Source organism: Frankia sp. AgB1.9 (assembly GCF_016786355.1).
In the GTDB taxonomy this organism is placed as follows: domain Bacteria; phylum Actinomycetota; class Actinomycetes; order Frankiales; family Frankiaceae; genus Pseudofrankia.
This window is the reverse complement of sequence record NZ_JADWYX010000041.1, coordinates 17,048-35,449: the sequence shown is the minus strand read 5'-3', so window position 1 is coordinate 35,449 and position 18,402 is coordinate 17,048. Positions and strand designations below refer to the sequence as shown.

At 71.5% G+C, this 18,402-nt stretch carries 16 protein-coding genes; 12 read left to right on the top strand and 4 right to left on the bottom strand.

From position 1 onward, the window contains the following. The first annotated feature begins 176 nt into the window (after positions 1 to 176). Entirely contained in the window at positions 177 to 1,127 is a 951-nt protein-coding gene (locus tag I6A60_RS18215; RefSeq protein WP_203012132.1) for an amidohydrolase family protein, read from the top strand. Between the two features lie 19 nt (positions 1,128 to 1,146). On the opposite strand, the gene I6A60_RS18210 is transcribed toward I6A60_RS18215, so the two are convergent. Beyond that, the gene (locus I6A60_RS18210) at positions 1,147 to 2,628 is read right to left on the bottom strand and encodes an aldehyde dehydrogenase family protein (RefSeq protein ID WP_203012133.1); all 1,482 of its coding nucleotides are present in this window, start codon (positions 2,626 to 2,628) and stop codon (positions 1,147 to 1,149) included. A 9-nt stretch (positions 2,629 to 2,637) separates the two neighbouring features. Beyond that, positions 2,638 to 3,777 carry an amidohydrolase family protein gene (locus I6A60_RS18205; protein ID WP_203012134.1) on the bottom strand — a complete coding sequence of 380 codons (1,140 nt, stop codon included), beginning with the start codon at positions 3,775 to 3,777 and terminating at the stop codon, positions 2,638 to 2,640. 242 nt (positions 3,778 to 4,019) lie between these two features. Here I6A60_RS18205 and I6A60_RS18200 point away from each other — a divergent pair, with 242 nt between their 5' ends. The 8 genes from I6A60_RS18200 to I6A60_RS18165 are packed head-to-tail and all read left to right on the top strand — an operon-like array spanning position 4,020 to position 12,414. Beyond that, entirely contained in the window at positions 4,020 to 5,150 is a 1,131-nt protein-coding gene (locus I6A60_RS18200) for a substrate-binding domain-containing protein (protein WP_203012135.1), read from the top strand. A gap of 8 nt (positions 5,151 to 5,158) precedes the next feature. Further along, positions 5,159 to 6,745, top strand: coding sequence for a sugar ABC transporter ATP-binding protein (locus tag I6A60_RS18195; RefSeq protein ID WP_203012136.1), 1,587 nt, complete (start codon positions 5,159 to 5,161; stop codon positions 6,743 to 6,745). Continuing rightward, positions 6,742 to 7,854 carry an ABC transporter permease gene (locus I6A60_RS18190; protein WP_203012137.1) on the top strand — a complete coding sequence of 371 codons (1,113 nt, stop codon included), beginning with the start codon at positions 6,742 to 6,744 and terminating at the stop codon, positions 7,852 to 7,854. The genes I6A60_RS18195 and I6A60_RS18190 overlap by 4 nt, the downstream gene beginning before the upstream one ends. An 8-nt stretch (positions 7,855 to 7,862) precedes the next feature. Beyond that, positions 7,863 to 8,717, top strand: coding sequence for a fumarylacetoacetate hydrolase family protein (locus tag I6A60_RS18185; protein WP_203012138.1), 855 nt, complete (start codon positions 7,863 to 7,865; stop codon positions 8,715 to 8,717). A gap of 49 nt (positions 8,718 to 8,766) precedes the next feature. Further along, positions 8,767 to 9,339 carry a VOC family protein gene (locus I6A60_RS18180; RefSeq protein ID WP_203012139.1) on the top strand — a complete coding sequence of 191 codons (573 nt, stop codon included), beginning with the start codon at positions 8,767 to 8,769 and terminating at the stop codon, positions 9,337 to 9,339. A 3-nt stretch (positions 9,340 to 9,342) separates the two neighbouring features. Then, positions 9,343 to 9,810 carry a hypothetical protein gene (locus tag I6A60_RS18175; RefSeq protein WP_203012140.1) on the top strand — a complete coding sequence of 156 codons (468 nt, stop codon included), beginning with the start codon at positions 9,343 to 9,345 and terminating at the stop codon, positions 9,808 to 9,810. Positions 9,811 to 9,862: 52 nt separating this feature from the next. After that, positions 9,863 to 10,765, top strand: coding sequence for an alpha/beta fold hydrolase (locus I6A60_RS18170; RefSeq protein WP_203012141.1), 903 nt, complete (start codon positions 9,863 to 9,865; stop codon positions 10,763 to 10,765). After that, positions 10,762 to 12,414 (top strand): FAD-dependent monooxygenase, encoded by a 1,653-nt coding sequence (locus I6A60_RS18165; protein WP_203042548.1) that lies wholly within the window; start codon positions 10,762 to 10,764, stop codon positions 12,412 to 12,414. The genes I6A60_RS18170 and I6A60_RS18165 overlap by 4 nt, the downstream gene beginning before the upstream one ends. Before the next feature lie 99 nt (positions 12,415 to 12,513). On the opposite strand, the gene I6A60_RS18160 is transcribed toward I6A60_RS18165, so the two are convergent. Continuing rightward, positions 12,514 to 13,158: a dihydrofolate reductase family protein gene (locus tag I6A60_RS18160; RefSeq protein WP_203012143.1), complete on the bottom strand. Its 645-nt coding sequence runs from the start codon at positions 13,156 to 13,158 to the stop codon at positions 12,514 to 12,516. 370 nt (positions 13,159 to 13,528) lie between these two features. On the opposite strand from I6A60_RS18160, the gene I6A60_RS18155 reads away from it, so the two are divergent. Both I6A60_RS18155 and I6A60_RS18150 read left to right on the top strand, forming a co-directional pair. Further along, the gene (locus I6A60_RS18155) at positions 13,529 to 14,410 is read left to right on the top strand and encodes an SAM-dependent methyltransferase (RefSeq protein ID WP_203012144.1); all 882 of its coding nucleotides are present in this window, start codon (positions 13,529 to 13,531) and stop codon (positions 14,408 to 14,410) included. Between the two features lie 149 nt (positions 14,411 to 14,559). Continuing rightward, the gene (locus I6A60_RS18150) at positions 14,560 to 15,675 is read left to right on the top strand and encodes an NDMA-dependent alcohol dehydrogenase (RefSeq protein WP_203012145.1); all 1,116 of its coding nucleotides are present in this window, start codon (positions 14,560 to 14,562) and stop codon (positions 15,673 to 15,675) included. Positions 15,676 to 15,684: 9 nt separating this feature from the next. On the opposite strand, the gene I6A60_RS18145 is transcribed toward I6A60_RS18150, so the two are convergent. After that, a complete protein-coding gene (locus tag I6A60_RS18145; protein WP_203012146.1) occupies positions 15,685 to 16,464 on the bottom strand; it encodes an enoyl-CoA hydratase/isomerase family protein in 780 nt (259 codons plus the stop codon). A 282-nt stretch (positions 16,465 to 16,746) separates the two neighbouring features. Here I6A60_RS18145 and I6A60_RS18140 point away from each other — a divergent pair, with 282 nt between their 5' ends. Then, positions 16,747 to 18,399, top strand: coding sequence for a carboxyl transferase domain-containing protein (locus I6A60_RS18140; protein WP_307873743.1), 1,653 nt, complete (start codon positions 16,747 to 16,749; stop codon positions 18,397 to 18,399). The last annotated feature ends 3 nt before the right edge of the window (positions 18,400 to 18,402 follow it).

The window sequence follows — 18,402 nt, the reverse complement described above, 5'->3', positions numbered from 1 at the left end:
CCACGCCTCGCTTCCGGTGAGCCGACCACGCCTCGATATCAACTATATCCCGGGGCCCGGATTCGACTTGCGAGTGATATAACATATAACGATCAATCTGGCGGATGTGCACGTTCTGTCCTCGGGACAGCCGGAATGGACGACAAGCGGGCCGCGACGCCCGGTGGGAGCGCACTGTGAAGATCATCGCTCTGGAAGAGCACACCTTCCCGCACGACATCCTCACCGCCGCCGGGCTCGACCTGGGCAGTCGCGCCGGCCGCAAGGCCGCCGAGCTCGACGATCTGGGCGAGGGCCGGCTGAGGACGATGGACGACGCCGGCGTCGACCTCCAGGTGCTCTCGGCGTTGGCGCACATCGTGCAGGAGCTCGAGCCGGCCAGCTCCGTCGCCGTCTCCCAGGCCCTCAACGACCGGATGGCGGCGACCGTCCAGGCGCATCCCGACCGTTTCCGGGCCTTCGCCACCCTGCCGATCTCGGCCCCGGAGCAGGCCGTCGTAGAGCTTCGCCGCGCGGTCGACGAGCTGGGCTTCGTGGGGACGATGATCCACGGCCAGACCAACGGCGTCTTCCTCGACCACCCGTCGATGGAGCCGATCCTGGCGTGCGCGGAGCGGCTCGGTGTGCCGATCTACCTGCATCCGGCCCCGCCGCCGCCGGCCGTCCAGGACGCGTACTACTCCGGGCTGCCCGCCGACCTCGCCGCGGCGCTCTCGACAGCGGGCTGGGGCTGGCACGCCGAGTGCGGCATGCACGTCCTGCGGATGATCGTCGCCGGGGTGTTCGAGCGGCACCCCGCGCTGGAGGTGATCGTGGGGCACATGGGGGAGGGCCTGCCGTTCTCGCTGGCGAGGGCGGACGACATGCTCAGCCCGCTGCTCAAGGGGCGGACGCCGGTCGCCGAGACCGCCCAGCGCAACGTCTACATCACCACGTCTGCCTACACGACGGTCGCCCCGCTGCAGTGCGCGCTGACGGTGCTGGGCGCCGACCGCATCCTGTTCTCGGTCGACCACCCGTTCGCCGACAGCGCGCGGGGCACCGCCTTCCTGCGGAGCGCTCCGCTGAGCCCGGCCGACCGGGAGAAGATCGCGCACGGCAACGCGGAACGGGTGCTCGGGCTCTGACCCGCGGGCTGGGGCCGGCTCAGATCGGGTACCGGCCGGCCCCGCGGTTGAGCGTGGTCAGCCGGATCTCGGTGAAGTCCTCCCGCGCGTAGTGCCCGGAGCGGCCCCAGCCACTGTCCTTCACGCCGCCGTTGGGCAGGGACGGCTCTCCCACCAGCGTCGGCGCGTTGACATGGACGATCCCGGTGTCGAAGCGCTGAGCCAGGTCGAGGCCGCGGTCCTGGTCGCCGGTCATGATCGCGGCGCTCAGCCCGTACGGGGTGGCCTGCGCGCGCTCCAGGGCCTCCTCGGCGTCCTCGACCGCCTCGACGACGAGCACCGGGCCGAACGTCTCCTCGCTGCCGAGGGCGACCACCGCGTCGCGGGGGACGTCGGCCAGGATCGTCGGCTCGTACACGCGACCGTGGGACGCGGCACCGGTGACGACCCGGGCGCCGCGGGCGATCGCCTCCTCGACCCGCGCGGCGACCTGCCTGACCGCACGGTCGTTGATCAGCGGCCCGATCACCGTGCTCGGCTCGGTGGGATCACCGGAGCTGAGGGCGGCGGTCCGGGCGGCGAGCGCGTCGAGGAACGCGTCGTGAATCGGCCGTTCGACCAGCACCTTCCTGGTGCACAGGCAGATCTGCCCCTGGTGGAAGAAGGCGCCGAAGACCGTCGCGTCGACGGCGTGGGCCAGGTCGGCGTCGGCCAGCACGATCATCGGGTTGTAGCCGCCCAGCTCCAGCACGATCGGCTTGAGCGCCCGCCCGGCCCGTTCGGCGAGGATCCGGGCGGTCGAGGCGGAGCCGGTGAAGTTGATGCAGCGGACGGCCGGGCTGGCCATGAAGACCTCGCTGATCGCGGCGGCGTCGCCGGGGGCGTGTACGACCACGTTCAGGGAACCGGCGGGGAAACCGGCCTCGGCCGCGATCTCGGCGTGCAGCAGGCCGGCGGAGACCGGCGCCTCCTCGGAGGGCTTGATGACGACGGTGTTCCCGAAGGCCATCGGCAGGGCGATGGTGCGCCAGGCCAGGTTGAAGGCGCCGTTCCAGGGCGTGAAGCCGGCGACGACGCCGAGCGGCTTGCGCACCGCCATCGCGAACCGGCCGGGGGTGTCGCTCGGCAGGACCTCGCCGACGGGCAGGTAGCCCCAGTTGGCCGCCTGCCGCAGTAAGTTCACCGACCACTGCACCTGGAAGTGGGCGAACGGGGCGCTGCAGCCCGACTCGACGGCCAGGATGCGCACGATCTCGGCGCGCCGCCGTTCGGTGATGTCGGCGGCCTTGAGGAACAGGCGCTGGCGCTCGGCCGGAGCCGTCGCGGCCCACCCGGGGAAGGCGGCCTGCGCGGCGGCGACGGCGGCCTCGGCCTCGGCCGGTCCGCCGGCGGCGATCCGGGCCACGACCTGGTCGTCGAACGGGTTGTAGTCCGGGAACGTCGGGCCACCCGGCCGCGACCACGACCCGTTGATGAAGTGCGTGGTCGTGGTGATCGCCGAGCGTGTGTCGAGGCTGGTCATCGTCGTCCTTCAGCTGGTCGTGGCGGGGAGGCCGGCACACCACACGCGCTCGACGCGGCGGCTGTCGGTGATGTCAGCGAGGGGGTCGCCGCCGATCAGAACGAGGTCGGCCCGCAGGCCGGGCCGGATGGCCCCGCGGTCGGAGAGCCCGAAGTGCCTGGCCGGCAGCGAGGTCGCGGCCGAGATCGCCGCAGCGGCGGACAGTCCGGCCCGCACGAGCAGTTCGAGCTCGCGGTGCAGGCTCGGCCCGTGGCTGATGTTGGCCGGGACGCCGACCGTGGCGTTGGCGTCGGTGCCGGCGAGGATCGGCACCCCCGCCCGGTGCAGCAGGCCGACCGACCGCTGCGCGTTGTGGTAGCCCGGCCCGGCCGGCGCGGCGGCATCACCCCGCGCCCCGTCGGCGCCGTCAGCCCCGTGGCCGAAGAACCTGGTGGCGACGGCGTCCATCATCGTCAACGTCGGCACCACGACGCGGCCCCGCGCGGCGAGGGCCGCGACGGTGGCCTCGTCGAGGATGGCGTCCAGCGGAGCGTGGGTGATCACGTCGGCGCCCGCGGCCAGCGCCATCTGGTAGGGGATCAACCGGACGGCGTGGGCCACCGTCAGCTGGCCCTGCCGCCGCGCCGCGCTGACGAGCGCGTCGAGCGTGGGCTGGTCGAGCCCCGGCACGTCCGCGATCAGCTTGAGGTAGTCCGAGCCCTCGGCGAGCCGGTCCCGCACGAAGGTCTCGGCGTCCGCCGGGCCGCTGACGAGCGCGGCGTCGGGCCGGCCGGGAATGTGGCTGTGGGCCGAGCCCGGCGCGGTGGCCGGTACTCCGGCGCTGCGGATGTCGGTGAGCCCGGGACGGCCGCGCAGCTCGTCGACCAGCTCCCGCGGCCAGCAGCCCATGTCCAGGGCGGTGGTGATCCCGGCGCGGACCAGCTGTTCGAGGTTCTCCTCGCCGTGCAGGTGGACATGGGCGTCGATGAGGCCCGGCAGCAGGACCCCGTCCTCGCCGTCGACGACCGTGCGGCCCGCGGTACTCAGGTCGGGGCCGATCGCGGCGATCCGCGCGCCGTCGACGAGGACCGACGTTCGGTGGCTGAGCGCGGGCCCGTCGACCAGGCGGACCCCGCGAATCAGGAGCTGACTTCCCTCGTGCTCGGTCATGTGCATCCGCCCGGTTCCGGCGCGTCAGGATGAGAGTGTTGCTGTTATAACATATAACTGCTAACTTCCTCCAACGCGGCGGTCGTGCAACGCCGCAGCCCTGCAAACGCAGTGGTCGTGGCTCGCGCGGGACGCCGCCACTACAGGCCCGCGAGCACTACGGGCCCGCGAGCACTACAGGCCCGCGAGCGCGTCGGCCAACGGCCTCGCCGGCCGGTCAACCACCACCGAGGGAGTTCGCAATGCGTCGTAGACATCTCGCTCAAAACCGCGTGGCGCTGGTCAGCCTCGCTGCGGTCGCGCTGACCGCGGCGGCCTGCGGCAGCAGCGGCGGGGGCACGAACGCGTCCAGCACGCCGGCCGCCGGAACAGCCACCGGCTCCGCCGTGGCGGCCGCGGCCGCGATCGCGCCGTATGTCGGGCATCCGAGCACGTTCCCCGCGACCGAGAAGCTGGCGAAACGCCCGGCGCCCGGAAGCAAGTTCGTCTTCTTACAGTGCGGGGCCCCGGTGTGCGCCATCTTCGCCAACCTGCTGCCCGCGCCGACGAAGGCGCTGGGCGTCGACCTCGGGATCGTGAACTCGGGATCCTCGGCCACCACCGCGCAGGCCGCGGCCGCCACGGCCCTCACGCAGAATCCCGCCGCCGTTCTCATCGGGGCGTCGAGCCCGCAGCTGTACGGCGACTACCTGCACAAGCTGGGCTCCGCGGGATCCGTCGTCGTCGGTGGCGGGACGGTCGGCGGCGAGCCCTACGGCGTGCAGCAGGCGATCGGCGGCGCCGCCAGCACCAACCGGGCCGGTCAGCTGATGGCCGACTGGGTGACGGTCAACAAGGGGCCGAAGGCGAACGTGGTGTTCTTCGGGACGCCGGAGCTGACGTTCTCCACCTCGATGCAGGAGGGGTTCGCCAAGGCCATCGCGGCGTGTTCCGGATGCAGGGCGAGCTACCAGCAGCTCTCGGTCACGACATTCGGCACGACGGCCCCGAACCAGGTCATCAGCTATCTGCAGTCACACCCGGAGACCAACACGGTCGTGTTCGCCTCGATGGAAGGCGCGACCGGCCTGGCGGCGGCACTGAAGAACGCGCACCTCTCGCCCACGACGCTCGGTTTCGCGCCGACCCCCAGCAACCTCCAGGACATCCGTGACGGTGGGCTGACCGCCGGGCTGGCCCTCGACTTCCCGGTCCAGATCTGGATGCAGGTCAACGCCGCCGCCCGCCTCATCGCACACCAGACGACGCCCCAGTCCAACCTCGAGGTGGACATGCAGTTCCTGACCAAGAATGACGTCACCGCAACCGACGTCCAGCGAGGCTGGACCGGCTACCCCGACGTCGCGCAGCGGTTCGCCGCGCTGTGGGGATGACGCCGCGGATGGTCGGCCACGCGCCGGGAGCCGGGGTGGCCACCCGGCCGGCGCCCCAGCCCCGGGTGCTGCTGCGGGTGTCACACCTGTCGAAGACGTTCGTCGGCACCAAGGCGCTCGATGACCTCTCGTTGCAGGTGGGTGCCGGCGAGATCCTGGCCGTCGTCGGCCAGAACGGGTCGGGCAAGTCGACGCTGGTGAAGCTGCTTGCCGGAGTCCACCAGCCCGACCCGGGCGCGACCATCGAGGTGGGTGACGGATCGGGCCGGCTCGTCCCGGCGCGGGACGGGCGGGGGCTGCATTTCATCCATCAGGACCTCGGGCTGCTGCCCATGCTGAGCACGACCGAGAACCTCGACCTCGGTCGACCACTCGGCTCCCGGTGGATCACCCCGGCCCGGCGCGGCGAGCACGTCAGGGCCCAGCGGCTGACCGCCCGGTTCGGGGCGGACATCGACGTGCGGGCGCCGGTGGCCCTGCTCTCGCCGGCGGAGCGCGCGATCGTCGCGATCGCCAGGGCCATGGACGGCTGGCAGCACCCGGAGAACGTGCTCGTCCTCGACGAGCCGACCACCGCCTTCCACCGCGACGAGGTCGCCCGGCTGTTCGAGGCGGTGCGCCGGGTCGCGGCGGCCGGCGCCGGCATCATCTTCATCTCGCACCGCCTCGACGAGGTGCGGGCCCTCGCGGACCGCGTCGTCGTCCTGCGCGACGGCAGGCTGGTCGCCGAGGCGGCCGCCGGGCAGCTGGATGACGACTCGCTCGTCAGGGCCATCGTCGGTACGGCCGTCACCGACGCCCGACCCGCCGCCAGCGGCTCCGAGGCGGTCGTGCTGGAGGTCGACGACCTGCGCGGCGCGCGGGTGGACGGCGTGAGCCTGCGGCTGCGCGCCGGTGAGGTCGTCGGCGTGTCGGGCGTGCTCGGTTCGGGCCGCGAGAACGTCAACGCCCTGCTCTTCGGGTCCGTGCGACGCCGCGGCGGGCGGGTCAGCCTCGGCGGGACCGAGCTGGCACCGGGTGACCTGACCAGCGCGATCGAGCGTGGCGCGGCTTTCGTTCCGGCTGACCGGCACCGGCTCGGCGCGGTCATGACGATGAGCATGCGCGAGAACCTCACCCTGCCGGCGCTGCGGCGCCTGCGTGGCCGGCTCGGCGCGCTTCGTCTGACGGCCGAGCGCGCGGAGGCCCGGCGCTGGGTCGACGAGGTCGAGCTGCGCCCACCGCTGGCGGACCGCCCGCTGTCCACCTTCAGCGGCGGAAACCAGCAGAAGGTCGTCCTGGCCAAGTGGCTGCGCACCAGCCCGCGGCTGCTGTTGCTCGACGAGCCCACTCAGGGCGTCGACATCGGGGCCAAGGCCGCCATCTACCGGCTCATCCAACGCGCGGCGGCCCAGGGCACCGCGGTGCTGGTCAGCTCCGCCGACGCCAAGGAGCTCGTGTCGATCTGCGACCGGGTGCTGCTCGTCGAACGAGGGCGCATCGTGGGCGAGCTGACCGGCGCGGCCCTCACCGAGACCGCGCTCGTCCACGCCGTGGCGCGGGCCGACTCGGCGCACCAGTCTCCCGACGAGCTCAGGCCGGAGGTGGCCACATGACGGTCCAGCCCGCGACCCGCCCGATCGCACCGGCCGCGGCCGCCCGCCCGGACGCGCGGCCACCCATCGGCGCCCGGCTGCGGCGGTGGCTCTCGCCGCGCAACGCGAGCGCGGTGTACCTGTTCGCGCTGCTGTTCGTCGTCTTCGCGGTGTGGGAGCCGGACACCTTCCTCACCCTGCAGACCTGGCGGCTGCTGCTCGACAGCCAGGCGGTCACCGGCCTGGTCGCGGTCGGTCTCATCGTCTCGCTGTCGGCCGGCGTCATCGACCTGGCGATCGGGTCCGAGGCGGGGATCGGCGGCATCCTGGTGGCCTGGTTCCTGGCCCGCCAGGGTCTGCCGATCCCGGTGGCCATCCTGCTCAGCCTGCTCGCGGGGGCGGCGGTCGGCGTGGTGCTCACCCTGCTCATCGTCCGGGCCCGAGTCCCCTCGATGATCGGGACACTCGCGATCAGCTCGATCCTCATCGCCATGATCGACTGGATCTCCGGCAGCCAGCAGATCCTCGACCTCGGCACGTCGTTCCAGAAGATCGGGACCGACGAGCTGTTCGGCGTGACCTACCCGGTGTACGTACTCGCCGCCGTCTCGCTGATCGTCTGGTACTTCCTCGACCGCACCGCGGTCGGCCGACGGATCTACGCCACCGGCGGGAACGTGGAGGCCGCCCGGCTCGCCGGGGTCCGCACCTCGCGGATGATCCTGCTGGCGACGGTGACGTGCGGCGTCATCGTCGCGATGGCCGGTGTGCTGGCCAGCTCGCAGCTGGCGACCGGCGACCCGACGATCACCCAGTCCTACCTGCTGCCCGCCTTCGCCGCGGCCTTCCTGGGCTCGACGCAGTTCCGGGGCGGCCGCTTCAACGTGGCCGGGACGCTGATGGCCGTGGCCGTCCTCGCCGTCGGCGTCAAGGGACTGCAGCTCGGCGGCGCCCCCATCTGGCTGCCGGATCTCTTCGACGGGGTGGCGCTGATCGCGGCGATCGGCTTCGCCCAGTACCAGAAGGCTCCCACCGCCCGAACGGCCGCGATCAGGCGCACGCTACGACCTCGCGGTCGCGAGCGGCGCGCGGAATTCGAAACGGCACCGAATGAGACGGCACCGAACTAAGGAGTGGCATGCGGATCGTCAACACGGGTGGGCGCCTTGGCCTGGTGCGCGACGATGGCGTGGTCGACGTGGCCACGGCCAGTGGCGGCCGGTTCGGCCCGGGAGTTCAGGCCGTCTACGAGCAATGGGCGCAGTTCCGCGCCTGGGCGGCCGAGGTGGATTCCCGCGTGGCGTCGCGGCCACTGGACGAGACGGCGCTCGGCGCCCCCGCGCCCCAGCCGCGACAGGTCTTCGCCATCGGCCTGAACTACCTGGACCATGCCGAGGAATCGGCCATGGAGACGCCGAGCGACGGCATGGTCGTGTTCACCAAGTTCCCGTCCTCGGTCGCCGGGCCGGTCAGCGACATCGAGGTGCCGCCCGGATCGGTCGACTTCGAGGCCGAGCTCGTCGTGGTCATCGGTGCGCCCGCTTATCACGTCGCGGCCGAGAACGCGTGGGACTACGTCGCCGGGCTGACCGTCGGTCAGGACATCTCCGAGCGTGAGCTGCAGCTGCGCCCGCCGACGCCGCAGTTCAATCTCGGCAAGTCCTTTCCCGGCTTCGCCCCGATCGGTCCGCAGCTGGTCACTCCGGACGCTTTCGAGAACCCTGACGACCTTGAGATCAGCTGCAGCGTGAACGGCGTCGAGATGCAGCGAGCGCGAACCAAGATCATGATTTTTCCGGTAGCTCAGATCATCGCCCGGCTGTCGGCGGTCCTCCCGCTTTTTCCGGGTGACGTCATCTTCACCGGAACGCCGTCCGGCATCGGCTGGGCCCGTGACCCGAAGGTGCTGCTGAAGCCCGGCGACGAACTGGTCACGACGATCGAGAACATCGGATCGATGCGTAACCGTTTCGTACCGCAGGCGCCGGCCTGAATCTTTACCGGCAACCGCCACAAACCCTTGCTGGAAAGGGGATCGACAGATGACCGTCGCGCCGAGGTTCGCGCACATCGTCTTCCAGACGAGCCAGCCCAAGGAGATGATCGACTGGTACTGCTCCGTTCTCGCCGCGCACGTCGTCTATGAGGATGACGGCCTCGGGTTCATCACCTTCGACGACGAGCACCACCGGGTCGCCTTCATCAAGGCGCCGGTACCGCTGGAGCCCAAGACACCGACGACCGCGGCCATGCACCACGCCGCCTACACCTTCACCGATATCGACGACCTGTTGGAACGTTACGTGCAGCTTCGTTCCCAGGGCATCCTCCCGGCGGTGTGCATCGCGCACGGCGTCACGCTGTCGATGTACTACCGGGACCCCGACCGGAACATGGTCGAGATCCAGGTCGACCGGTTCGCCGAACCGGACCAGGCGACGGCCTACATGAACGGGCCCGAGTACGCGGCCGACTCCGTCGGGCCGGCGTTCGATCCCGAGCAGCTGCTCCAGGCCCGCCGCGCCGGCGCCAGCGCCGAGGAGCTGTGCGACCGCGCCTGGGCGGTCAAGGCCGGGCTGCCCGATCCGATGCCCGCGCTGATCGGCGTGAGCTGACCGATGACCCAGCAACCGCTGCACGACGCCTGCCTGCTGTGCGCGACGGAGGACGCCGAGGACGCCAGCGTCGTCTTCCGCGACGAGCTCTGGGCGGCCGAGATCGTGCCCGGCTACGAGGTGCCGGGCTGGATCATCCTGCGGGCCCGCCGGCACGCCGAACGGATCACCGGTCTTTCCGACGAGGAGCTGGACAGCTTTGGCCGCCGGGCCCGTGACCTCGTCGCGGCGGTCTCCGAGGTCATGGACGCGCCGTCGACCTACCTGCTGGTCTTCGGCGAGAACTACCCGCACTTCCACGTGCTCGTCGCGCCGCGCGGTGCGCACGTGCCGTCCGACCGGCGGGCCGGCGACATCCTGAAGCTCCGGCTGGAGTCGGCCGACGCGCTCGCCGCTCGCGCGCTGGTGCCGGCCCTGCGGGCAGCCCTCGCCCGAGCGCTGCCCCGCGGCGTCGCGGCCGAGGCCGGATGACCACCTCCTTCGCCCGACCACCAATTCGCCCGACCGCGGAAAGGAAACCGTGATGACAAGCGCCAGCACGGAGGAATTCGGTCACACCGTGACCGGGAACGGGCCGGCCAGGGGCCTGACCTTCTCCGGCCGCCAGCGATGGACGGAAACGCCGTTACGTCCCGACACGCCACTGGTCATCGCGCTGCACGGAGGCACCTACACGTCGACCTACTTCGACGTTCCCGGCTATTCGCTGCTCGACCGCGCGGCCGCGGTCGGCGTGCCGGTGATCGCGATCGACCGGCCCGGCTACCGGGGGAGTTCGGCGATCGAGCCGGGCGAGTCGATCATCCTGGCGAACGCCGACGTGCTGGACCACCTCGTCGGTGAGCTGTGGGACAGGTACGGGAACGGTGCCAGCGGCGTCGTGCTGATCGGCCACTCGATCGGAGGTGCCGTGGTCACCGCCCTGGCCGCCCGGCGACCGTCGTGGCCGCTGCTGGGCATCGCGGTCTCCGGCTGCCTGCTGCGGGTGCCGGGGGAGTCACGCGCCGCCTGGGACGCGCTGCCCGACATCCCCATGGTCGAGCTGCCCAGCCCGATGAAGGACTTCGTCATGTTCGGCCCGGACTGGACGTACCCGGACCTCATGCCGGCGGCCAGCCACGTCGCGGACGCGCCGGTACCCCGGGCCGAGCTGCTCGACATCACCGGCGGCTGGATCGAGCGGGTCGGCTCGGTCGCCGGGCAGGTCAACGTCCCGGTCCACGCGCGGCAGGGTGAGTTCGACAAACTGTGGATCACCGACGAGCAGCAGGTCGCCGGCTTCGCCGCCGCCTTCGGGGCGGCGCCTTCCGTGAACGCGCGCCTGGTCCCGTCCTCCGGGCACTGCATCGACTTCCACCGGTCCTCGGCCGCCTTCCAGCTCGAACAGCTGGCGTTCGCGCTCGCCTGCTGCATCAAAGCCGAGTGAGCGGTCAGGCGACCTCGATGACCCCGATCCGCACCCAGGTGCTCATCGTGGGCGGCGGCCCGGTGGGCCTGGCGACCGCGATGGAGCTGACGTTCCAGGGCATCGACTGCGTGGTCGTCGAACCACGCGTGACGGTGTCCGCGACGCGGCCGCGGGCGAAGACCACCTCCGCCCGGACGATGGAGCTGTTCAGACGGTGGTCGTTCGCCGACGAGATCCGCAAGCGCGCGCCCATCCCGGTCGGGTGGTCCAGCGACATCGCGTTCTGCACGACCGCCACCGGCCAGCAGATCGTCCGCCTGCGCGGCGTGCTCGGGCTGGACCCGGCCGATCATGACCTTGTCGCCGAGCCAGGCCAGCAGGTCGGTCAGCCGGTGGTCGAACAGGCGCTGCGCGACACCCTGGCCGGGACGCCGGGCTGCCGCCTGCTGCTCGGCCAACGGGTGCTGTCCCTCGCGGAACACCCCGGCTCGGTCACGGGAGTCATCGGCCCGGACGGCGCTCGCGACACTGGCGACGGGCCCGACGACGAGGCCTCGACCACGTTCGAAGCCGACTACGTCGTCGGCGCGGACGGGGCACGCAGCCTCGTGCGCGCCGCGATCGGCGCCTCGTACCAGGGCGGGAACTCCGGGCGCCCCAATCTCAGCGTCGTCTTTCGCAGCCCGGGCCTCGCCGACCACCTGGTCGGCGGCCCGGCGCTGCACTACTGGGTGCTCAACCCCGCCGCGCCGGGAGTCGTAGGTCCACTCGACCTGGCCGACACCTGGTGGGCCATCGCCACCGGTCGCCCCGACGACGACCGCGCCGACCCGGCGGCCCTCGTCCGCGCTCTGGTCGGCCGTGAGGTCCCTGTCGAGGTGCTCGGAACCGACCCGTGGCAGGCCCGCGCGCTGCTGGTCGACCGCTACCGATCGGCGCGGCGCTTCCTGGTCGGCGACGCCGCCCACCAGAACCCGCCGTGGGGCGGCCATGGCTACAACACCGGAGTCGGCGACGCGGTCAACCTCGGCTGGAAGCTGGCCGCGGTGCTGCGGGGCTGGGCCCCGGCCGCGCTGCTCGAGAGCTATGAGGCGGAACGCCGACCCGTCGCCGAGCAGACCATCGCCATCGCCGCCGCGAACACGGCCGCGCTGCCGACCGACCTCGCGACCGCGGCGGCGCACGACGACCCCGCCGCCGTTCGGGTCCTCGCCGAACAGGTCCGAGCCGCGAAGCGCCTCGAGTTCTACTGCTCCGGCCTCGTCCTCGGGTACGCCTACGGGCCGGGGCTGGGATCGCAGACGACCGACGGGACGGACTTCGCGCCGCGCGCGATACCCGGCAACCGGCTGCCGCACCGATGGGTCCAGCCGGGGCTGTCGCTGTACGACCTGCTCGGCCCGGGTTTCACGCTCCTCGGCGACCCGGCGCTCGGCGAGCCCCTCCTCACGGTGGCCGAGTCCCTCGGTGTCCCCGTGACCTCCGTGGCCGAGATCGGCGTGCCCGTCGACCAGTTCCTCGGCCGCGCGCTCGTCCTCGTCCGCCCTGACCAGCATGTCGCGTGGCTCGGGGACCGCGTCACGCCTGCCGAGGCCGCCGAGGTGTGGACAGCCGCGCTCGCCGGGTTCGGCCCGTCCGACGGGCGGCGAGCGACTGGAGGCTCTTGATGCGCGGCCAGTGAACACGACCGGTGCCTCGCGGGCTCGGCCCTCAAGCCGTCAACCGCCATCCTTGATGTCCTTCAGGTCGGCCGGCGTGGCGGCCGCCTATCGGCGCCAGAAGAAGTGGTGCACGAAGCCGTTCGGCCTCGGAACACGCTCCAGGTGGAATCGGTCGGTCAGTTCCTCCGGGCTCTCCCAGAGGCGCACACCGCTGCCGAGTTCGATCGGTGCGACAGCGATGTGCATCTCGTCGATCAGGTCGGCGTCGAGGAACTCCCGCAGCGTCGTGATGCCACCGCCGATGCGCACGTCCCGGCCGGCCGCCGCGGCCTTCGCCTGCTTCAGCGCCTCCTGCGGCGTCGTGTCGAGGAAGTGGAACGTCGTCTCGCCCAGCGTGAACGATGGTCGAAGGTGATGCGTGAGGACGAAGACCGGAGTGTGGAACGGCGGCTCGTCTCCCCACCAGCCCTGCCACTCGTGGTCGAGCCAGGGACCGCGGAGCGGGCCGAACTTGTTCCGCCCCATGATCTCCGCGCCGATGTTGCGGGTGAAGTCACGGGCGATGTAGTCGTCGAATCCTCGGGTGCCGCCCGGTTCTGTGCGGTTGACCCAGTTGGCCGTTGCACCGACCCAGGAGAACAGCACACCGGGATCCGCGTGGCCGAACGGTCGTTCCAAGCTCTGATCCTCACCTGCCCCGAACCCGTCCCTCGCGACGGACATGCAGTGGACCCGAACCCGCTGTGTCATGGCCTACCTCCCTGAACGCCGGCTCCCGCCTTCGCGGCCGCGTGACAGATGGTCGTTGCCGACGCGTCCCGCTCGACAACCGCGGCGGAGATTTTTGGCTGTCGGCGTCCGTGCTGGGCAGATCAGGCGACATCGCGTCGGGAGGTCGCCAGCGCGGCGGCGGCGAACACCTTCACCGCCTTCGCCCTGATCACCGTCGCGCGGCGCGGAGTCGCGAGGAAGGTCGGACGGATGGTTCCGGTCTCGAGGATGACGGTACGTAGGCAGGCCTGCCGTCGCCGTCGGCTGACCGGCGGCGTACTGGTAGAAATAGTCCAGATCTTGCCGTGCGGCCGTGGCGGCGAGTCGCGCCGCGGAGGGGGACCGGGCTGTGAGCCTGTCGGATGGTGAGCACGAGGCGGACGAGCCCTCGCCAGTGGGCGGGCGCGACGACACGCTCATCCGGCGACGGGCCCGACCGACGGAGCTGCACACCGACCGGCCTCACTCGGCGCGGATGTACGACTACTACCTGGACGGCAAGACGAACTATCCGGCCGACCGCGAGGCCGCCGAGCAGGTTCTGGCGACGTTCCCGAGCGCGGGGATCACCGCCCGGCAGAACCGGGCCTTCCTGGGCCGGGCGACCCGCCATCTGGCGCAGGCCGGTGTCGAGCAGTTCCTCGACGTCGGGGCCGGTATCCCGACCTCGCCTAACCTGCACGAGGTCGCCCAGTCGGTCACGCCGCGTGCCCGGGTCGTCTACGCCGACAACGACCCGATCGTCCTCGCGCACGCCCGTGCCCTGCTCGCGAGCTCGCCGGAAGGCGCCACCGCGTACCTCGAGGCGGACCTTCGCCGGCCCGCGGACATCCTGGCCAGCCACGAGCTCGCCGAGACCCTCGACCTGTCCCGGCCGGTCGGCCTGTCCCTGCTCGCGGTGCTGCACTTCGTCCCGGACGCCGACGACCCGACCGCGATCGTGCGCGAGCTCGTCGACGCGCTGCCGGCGGGCAGCTACCTGATGCTCAGCCATGCGACCGCGGACTTCGTGCCGGCGGAGACCACCCACCGCAACACCGACGTCTACCAGCGGCGCGGCATCCCGTTCCAGGCCCGCGACCGGGCGCAGGTCGCGGCTCTGGTCCCGGACACGATGGAGATCATCGACCCGGGCGTGACGTCGGTCCACCGCTGGCATCCGGACGCCCAGCCGGCCGACTACTCCGACGCCGAGATCAGCACCTACGGCCTGGTCGCCCGCAAGCGTTGACAGGCAGGCCGCCTCGTCCTCCGTTCCGACCTGGACCGGAACGGTCTGCTCGACTCCAATACATCTAAATCTTAAGGTGGGGGGACGTCCAGGACGCCCACCCGCGGGCAGCGGCTGTGCCTGGTAGAGCCCAGGAAGGCGGGTGCCCGATGGTCAGCACGCGAGCGGCGTTGCTGCACGGTCCAGGCCAGGACTACAAGATCGACACTGTGGAGCTCGACGACCCGCGCGCCGGGGAGGTCCTCGTCGCGGTCCGCGCCTGCGGCCTGTGCCACTCCGACGAGCACGCCCGCACCGGCGACCTGCCGATGCCGCACTATCCGATGATCTGCGGCCATGAGGGCGCTGGCGAGGTCGTCGAGGTCGGCGCGGGCGTCACCTCGGTCCGCCCGGGCGACCACGTGGCCATGTCGTTCATTCCGTCCTGCGGTCACTGCCAGCCGTGCCGGTCGGGCCGGGCCTTCCTGTGCGACCTCGGTTCCCGGCTGTTCGACCTCGGCATGATCAGCGACGGGCGGGTCGCCCACCACCTCGGCGACCAGGCGGTCGCCCGCTACTCCCAGATCGGCGCGTTCTCCGAGTACCAGCTGCTCAACGAGGCCTCCGTCGTCAGGATCGACCAGGACATTCCGTGGGCCGCCGCCGCGCTGGTGTCCTGCGGTGTCGCTACCGGGTTCGGCTCGGCCGTCAACCGGGCCGAGGTGCGGCCGGGCGACACGGTCGCGGTCCTGGGCATCGGCGGTCTCGGCGCCAGCGCCGTGCAGGGCGCGCGTATCGCCGGCGCGCGGCAGATCTTCGCGGTCGACCCGGTCGAGTTCAAGCGCGAGCAGGCGGTCCGGTTCGGGGCGACCCACGCCTTCGCCTCGCTCGACGAGGCCATCGGCCAGATCCGCCGGCTGACCGGCGGTGTCATGTGCGACTCGGTGATCTGCACGTTCTCGGTCATGCGCTCCGAGCTGCTCGAACCGGCGCTGACGCTGACCCGGAAGGACGGAATCTGCGTCATCACGTCCGTCGCGCCGCTCAGCCAAAGCCAGGCCGACGTCAACCTGACGATGCTGGCGATGATGAACAAGCAGATCCGCGGCTGTATCTACGGCTCGCAGAGCCCACGGGTCGCGATCCCCCGGCTGCTCGACCTCTACCGCGCCGGCATCCTGCAGATCGACGAGCTCGTCACCGAGACCTACTCGCTCGACCAGGTGAACCAGGGCTACGCCGATCTCGAGGCCGGCCGCATCCTGCGCGGCGTCCTCGTCCCCTAGCCGTCGTGGCTACCGTCCGGTCCACCGGGGCTGCCTGCGCTCGCGGAACGACCCGACACCCTCGCGCAGGTCGTCGGTGGTGAGGGCGAGCGCGAGCTGGCCGCGCAGATAGGCCAGCGCCGCGTCGAGCGGCTGGTCGCGGGTCGCGTCGAGGGCGTCCTTGCCCATGCGCATCAGCAGCGGTGAACGAGACGCGATGAGCCCGGCCCAGCGGTCGACCTCGGCCGCGAACCCGGCCGCGGGCACGACGGCGTTGACGATGTGCAGGCGTTCGGCCTCCTCGGCCGTGATCAGCTGGCCGGTCATCATGAGCTCGTTCGCCTTCGCCCTCGGCACGCTGCGGTAGATCAGAGCCGAGACCATGAACGGGAAGACCCCGACGTTGATCTCGGGGCAGCCGAAGCGTGTGCCCTCCCGCGCGACGATCAGGTCGCAGGCGAGCGCGAGCCCGAACGCGCCGGCGAGCACGTCCCCGCCCGCGGCACAGATGCTGGGGCGCCCGAGCCGCGCGAGGAGCCGGAACAGCCGGGGAAACCGGTCCAGGTCCGCGTACTTGTCCATCGCCGAGCTGTCGTCGACGAAGGCCTTCAGGTCGCCGCCGCTCGAGAACACCCGCTCGTCGGCGGAGGCGAGCACCAGCACCCGCACGGAGTCGTCGGCGCGCAGCCGCTCCAGATGACTGATCAGCTCGTCGAGCAGCTGACCGCCCAGGGCGTTGCGGGTTGCGAGGTCTCGCAGCGTCACGGTCGCGATTCCCCGGTCGTCGATCTCACAGTCCACGAGCGGCACGGTCGCGGTCCTCTCTCGCCGGGCCCTGCTGGCGTCGGCCGCCTGCCCGGCGACCGGGGGCCGCGCTCCCGCGGCATCTACCGCGCCGCTTGCCTCCGCCCCACTAGTGACCATACATTCACTAGCGTCCGGTCTGGTGGACATCGGCGGTCAAAGTAGCGGGTTCGTGTCCGCGCTGGCCGCTGGATAGTTAATCGCGAGTCACTAGTGGCAGTGTGGCTTCGAGGGGTGGCCCGCCCCGGCCGGACCGACGAACCGGCCAGGAGGAGGAGGAGGAAGAACGTGAGCGTTCTCGCGCAGCCGGGTCGGACAGCCGCGCACGCCCGCGTGGCCGAGGGGACGGTGTTGCGGTCCCGACTGGATGTCCACGCCGACCAGTACCGGACGAACCGGGCCGCGCAGCTCGTGGCCCTCGCCGCGTTGGACGCGGAGCTGGACACGGCGCGCGACGGCGGCGGCGCCCGCTACCGGCAGCGTCATCACCAACGTGGCCGCCTGCTCGTCCGGGAGCGGATCGAGCTCCTCGTCGACCGGGACTCGCCGTTGCTCGAGCTCTCGCCGCTGGCCGCGTGGGGAAGCGAGTTCACCGTCGGCGCGAGCGTCGTCACCGCCATCGGCGTCGTCGCCGGCGTCGAGGTCGTGGTCATCGCGCACGACCCAACCGTTCGCGGCGGCGCGATGAACCCGTTCTCCCTGCGCAAGACGCTGCGGGCACTGGACATCGCGAGGCGCAACCGGCTGCCGGTCGTCAACCTGGTCGAGTCCGGTGGCGCCGACCTGCCCAGTCAGTCCGACCTGTTCGTCCAGGCAGGGAAGATCTTCCACGACCTGACGGAGCTGTCCGCGCAGGGCGTCCCGTCGATCGCGCTGGTCTTCGGGAACTCGACCGCGGGCGGCGCCTATGTCCCCGGCATGTGCGACTACGCGGTGCTCGTCGACAAGCAGGCCAAGGTGTTCCTGGGCGGCCCGCCGCTGGTGAGGATGGCGACCGGCGAGGAGTCCGACGACGAGGACCTCGGCGGCGCCGCGATGCACGCCCGCGTCTCCGGACTGGCGGACTACTTCGCCCTCGACGAGCGGGACGCGATCCGGATCGGCCGGCGGATCGTCTCCGAGCTGAACTGGCGCAAGCGCGGCCCGGGCCCGAGCCTGCCCGCCGACGCCCCGCTCTACGACCCGGACGAGCTGCTGGGCATCGCGCCGGCGGACTTCCGGACCCCGTTCGACCCGCGAGAGGTGCTGGCCCGGGTCGTGGACGGCTCCCGGTTCGGCGAGTACAAGCCCGACTACGGCAGGAGCCTGGTCACCGGGTGGGCCTCGATCCACGGCTTCCCCGTCGGCGTGCTCGCGAACGCCAACGGCATCCTGTTCTCCGAGGAGTCGAAGAAGGGCGCCGAGTTCATCCAGCTCGCGAACCAGGTCGACACTCCGTTGATCTTCCTGCAGAACACGACCGGCTTCATGGTCGGAGCGGCGTACGAGCAGGGCGGCATCATCAAGGACGGCGCGAAGCTGATCAACGCCGTCACGAACAGCGCGGTGCCGCATCTGACCGTCAACATGGCCGCGTCGTTCGGCGCCGGGAACTACGGCATGTCCGGCCGGGCGTACGACCCGCGTCTCATGTTCGCCTGGGTCAACGCGAAGCTCGCCGTGATGGGCGCCGCGCAGCTCGCGGGCGTGCTGTCCATCGTAGGGAAGGCCGCCGCGGCCGCTTCCGGCCGACCGTTCGACCAGGCGCAGGACGACGCCCGCCGCGACCGGATCGAACGCCAGATCGCCGCGGAGTCCGACGCGTTCTTCGTCAGCGGAAAGCTCTATGACGACGGCGTGCTGGACCCGCGTGACACCCGCACCGTGCTCGGCATCGCGCTGTCAGCCGCGCACTCGGCACCGATCGAGGGGCGCCGCGGCTACGGCGTCTTCAGGATGTAGGGA

Coding starts and splice junctions, on each gene's coding strand:
- I6A60_RS18175 (WP_203012140.1), top strand. CDS start 9,343: ATGACCCAGCAACCGCTGCACGACGCCTGCCTGCTGTGCGCGACGGAG.
- I6A60_RS18200 (WP_203012135.1), top strand. CDS start 4,020: ATGCGTCGTAGACATCTCGCTCAAAACCGCGTGGCGCTGGTCAGCCTC.
- I6A60_RS18150 (WP_203012145.1), top strand. CDS start 14,560: ATGGTCAGCACGCGAGCGGCGTTGCTGCACGGTCCAGGCCAGGACTAC.
- I6A60_RS18205 (WP_203012134.1), bottom strand. CDS start 3,777: ATGACCGAGCACGAGGGAAGTCAGCTCCTGATTCGCGGGGTCCGCCTG.
- I6A60_RS18170 (WP_203012141.1), top strand. CDS start 9,863: ATGACAAGCGCCAGCACGGAGGAATTCGGTCACACCGTGACCGGGAAC.
- I6A60_RS18195 (WP_203012136.1), top strand. CDS start 5,159: ATGGTCGGCCACGCGCCGGGAGCCGGGGTGGCCACCCGGCCGGCGCCC.
- I6A60_RS18210 (WP_203012133.1), bottom strand. CDS start 2,628: ATGACCAGCCTCGACACACGCTCGGCGATCACCACGACCACGCACTTC.
- I6A60_RS18160 (WP_203012143.1), bottom strand. CDS start 13,158: ATGACACAGCGGGTTCGGGTCCACTGCATGTCCGTCGCGAGGGACGGG.
- I6A60_RS18185 (WP_203012138.1), top strand. CDS start 7,863: ATGCGGATCGTCAACACGGGTGGGCGCCTTGGCCTGGTGCGCGACGAT.
- I6A60_RS18180 (WP_203012139.1), top strand. CDS start 8,767: ATGACCGTCGCGCCGAGGTTCGCGCACATCGTCTTCCAGACGAGCCAG.
- I6A60_RS18190 (WP_203012137.1), top strand. CDS start 6,742: ATGACGGTCCAGCCCGCGACCCGCCCGATCGCACCGGCCGCGGCCGCC.